Source organism: Inquilinus sp. (assembly GCF_057815775.1).
Genome location: NZ_JBYRFX010000730.1, coordinates 1 through 3,380 on the forward strand (window position 1 = coordinate 1; position 3,380 = coordinate 3,380).

A 3,380-nucleotide genomic window follows, 5' to 3' on the forward strand; every position below is an offset into this window, starting at 1 on the left:
CTGGCGCTGGGAATCGAACACCGTGCGGCAATGCAGGCCGAGGCGGAACAGCTTGTGCTCGGCGTCGAACGCCACCGTCTCGGAAATGCCGAGGCCCAGCAGGAAGACCGCCCGCGCCGCCAGCAGCCGCCCGGCCGCGGCATCGACCGCAGCGGGATCGACATCGCTGGCGAAGCGCTTCAGCGCGTTCATCGAATTGGTGAGGATCTTGTCCACCGCCTCGGCCACGCTGTCCTCCGCACCGATCGGGCGGTGCTTGAAGGGCGGTTCGGGCGACAGACTCTGCGCCAGGCGGACCTTGAATTCGGGATAGCCGCTGCAGCCGAAGCGGCGGCAGAACCGCACGATGGTCGGGTCGCTGACATCGGCGGCCCGCTTCAGATCCGCCATGCTCATGGTGATCACCGCCTCGGGCTGCGCGAGGATGGCCTCCGCCAGCCTCCGCTCCGCGGTGCTGAGGCTGTCCCGTTCGAGGGCGATCTTCTTCAGCATCGCGTCAGCCTGCAACCGCCGCCCGGGCGGCGGGCGGCACGAGGTCGCCGAAGCGGACGAGGCGCCAGCCGGCATCGACCTTCACCTGGCGTCCCGTGCCCCAGTCCACGATCCGGCAGCGCACGCCCGCCGCCAGCGCACAGGCCAGGTCGATGCCGGTGTCGCCGACATAGACGGTGTCGTCGGGCCGGACCCCCATGGCGTCGAGCGCATGCAGCAGCGGGCGCGGATCCGGCTTGGTGTAGGGCGTGGTGTCGGCGCCGACCACCACCGACATCAGGCTGCGCAGGCCGAGGCGGTCGAGCACGATCTCGGCCAGCTCCTGCGGCTTGTTGGTGCAGACACCGAGGCGCACGCCAGCGTCGCGCAGGGCCGGCAGGGCCGTCGCCGCATCGGCGTAAAGCCGGGACTCCGCCACCGGGCGCTCGCGGTAATAGGCCAGATAGGTCTCGACATCCCGCGCCAGGGTGTCGGTCGGCACGGACAGGGCGTCGTACAGCTTGGCGACCAGCAGCCGCGCCCCCTCGCCGACGAACCCCTCGACGAAGGAGACGGACTGCGCCGGCACGCCGCGATCCGCCAGCAGGCGGTTGATCGCATGGGCGATATCCGGCGCGCTGTCGACCAGGGTGCCGTCGAGGTCGAAGATCGCGGCTTTCATGAAAGGGCCTTTCCGCCGCCGGCACTCTCCGCCACGGCTGCAATTCGGGCGAAGGTGCCGCGCAGGGTCTGATACAGGGATTCGTGAATCGGATGGATCTGGTCGTAGAGCCGGCTGTGGTCGGGATCCGGATCGGTCCGGCCGGTCTCGCCGACGGCCTCGCGCACCGCCTGGTCTAGGCCGGACCAGCGGCCGACGCCGATTCCGGCCAGCAGGGCGGCGGCGAAGGCCCCACCCTCGGTCGCGCCCGACACGGTGGCGACCGGCCGCCCCGTCACATCGGCCAGAAGCTGGAGCCACAGCGGCGAGACCGTCGCCCCGCCCGAGGCGCGCAGGCGGTCGCCCGGCAGGCCAGCCGCGGCAAACAGGTCGAGAATGGCGCGGAGGTTGAGCAGCGACCCTTCCATCACCGCCCGTGCCATGTGCTCCAGCCGGTGGCCGCGGGTCAGGCCGATGAAGGCCGCCCGGCCGTCCGGGGCCACATGCGGGCAACGCTCGCCCATCAGATAGGGCAGGAACAGCAAGCCGTCGGCACCGGGCGGCGCGGCCTCGGCCAGGCGGGCCAGCGCGGCGAAGTCGAGCCCGGCGGTGGCCACCGGTTCCAGCGTTTCCTTCAGCCACTGGAAGGCGCCACCGACGCTGAGGGCCACGCCCATGACATGCCAGCGGTCCGGCGCGTTGCCGCAGGAGATCTGGACGCGCCCGCCGGGATTGTCGAGGAAGCGGCGCGCCGCCCCGCCGACGATGCCGGCCGTGCCGATGGTGATGCCGATCGAGCCTTCCTCGACCACACCCATCGAGGTCGTCTGCATCACCGAATCGCCGCCGCCGGCAACGACCGGGGTCCCGGCCGGCAGGCCCCAGCGCGCCGCAACGGACGGCAGCAGGCCGCCGGTCACCTCATGCGACTCGCAGGCCTCGGGCACATAGGTCTCGTCCAAGCCGACCGCCGCCAGCAGCTCGGGCGACCAGCGCCGCCGCCGCACGTCGAACAGACCGGTGCCCGATGCGTCGGACACGTCGGTCGCGTGCATGCCGGTCATGCGCAGCCGCAGGAAATCCTTGGGATTCAGGAAGCGCCGCATCCGGGCGAATGCCTCCGGCTCGTGCTCGGCCAGCCACAGGAACTTGCCGCCGGTGAAGCCGGGCAGCATGCGGTTGCCGGACAGAGCGAGCAGGGCGTCGAGCCCGCCCAGGCGCTCCGTCAGGATGTCGCAATGCTCCGCCGCGCGCTGGTCGCACCACAGCATCGCCGGCCGGATCACCCGGTCATCGGCATCCAGCGGCACCAGCCCGTGCATCTGGCCGGTCAGGCCGATCGCCGCCACTGGACGGCCGCCCAGCTGCCGGACCACCGCCGCCGCCGTCTCGTCCGCCGCACGCCACCACAGCTCCGGCTTCTGTTCGGCCCAGCCCGCGCGGGGGGTGATCAGCGGATAGTCGGCAGTGGCGCGCGCGATCACCGTGCCGTCGGCGTCCAGCGCCAGTGTCTTGCAGGTCGAGGTGCCGAGGTCGATGCCGATGAAGCAGGCCGCGTCGCTCATGCCCGCCACCCCGCTCAGCTGCCGTGCCGGACGCGGACATGCTTGAGGACCAGATAGCCCTCCATGCCCTCGCGGCCGTGCTCATAGCCGATGCCGCTGGCCCGCCGGCCGCCATAGGGCGCGTTGATCGTGCCGGCGTCGACGGTGTTGATCGCCACGCTGCCGAAGGACAGCCGCCGCGACAGCGCGAAGATCTCCCCGACATCGCGGGCATAGGCGTAGGCCGCGAGGCCGTAAGGGGAATCGTTGGCGCTCTCGATCGCCTCGCCCAGGTCGTCATACGGGGCGATTCCGACGACGGGACCGAAGGTCTCGGCGTGCATCACCAGCATGTCCGGGGTGCAGTCGGCCAGCACCGTCGGCTCGTAGAAATACCCCAACGCACGGTCGGCGGGGCGGCCGCCGCCGCAGCCAAGCCGGGCGCCCCTGGCCAAGGCGTCGCGCACATGCGCCTCCACCTTGGCGATGCCGGCGGCGTTGGTCATCGGCCCCAGATCCGCCGCCGGGTCAGTCAGGCCGTCACCGATGCGCAACCGGCGCACCGCCGCGACGAGATCCTCGACGAAGCGGTCATAGAGCGGGCGATGCACATAGATGCGATTGATGGCAATGCAGACCTGGCCCATGTTGCGGAAGCCGCGCCGGGCCGCACCCTTGACGGCGGCCGCCAGGTCGGCGCTGGG

General features: G+C 71.4%; 4 protein-coding genes. All 4 read right to left on the reverse strand.

Annotated elements, in window-relative coordinates:
* A partial coding sequence (locus AC3XYG_RS25645; protein ID WP_489142706.1) for a MurR/RpiR family transcriptional regulator occupies nt 1-492 on the reverse strand: 492 nt, incomplete at its 3' end.
* A 4-nt stretch (nt 493-496) separates the two neighbouring features.
* Nucleotides 497-1,153, reverse strand: a complete 657-nt coding sequence (locus AC3XYG_RS25650; protein ID WP_489142707.1) for an HAD family hydrolase — start codon at nt 1,151-1,153, stop codon at nt 497-499.
* Complete coding sequence (gene xylB / locus AC3XYG_RS25655) at nt 1,150-2,697, reverse strand: xylulokinase (protein ID WP_489142708.1); 1,548 nt, start codon at nt 2,695-2,697, stop codon at nt 1,150-1,152. The genes AC3XYG_RS25650 and xylB overlap by 4 nt, the downstream gene beginning before the upstream one ends.
* Before the next feature lie 14 nt (nt 2,698-2,711).
* Nucleotides 2,712-3,380 (reverse strand): aldehyde dehydrogenase family protein (locus AC3XYG_RS25660; RefSeq protein ID WP_489142709.1); only part of this gene is annotated, 669 nt, incomplete at its 5' end.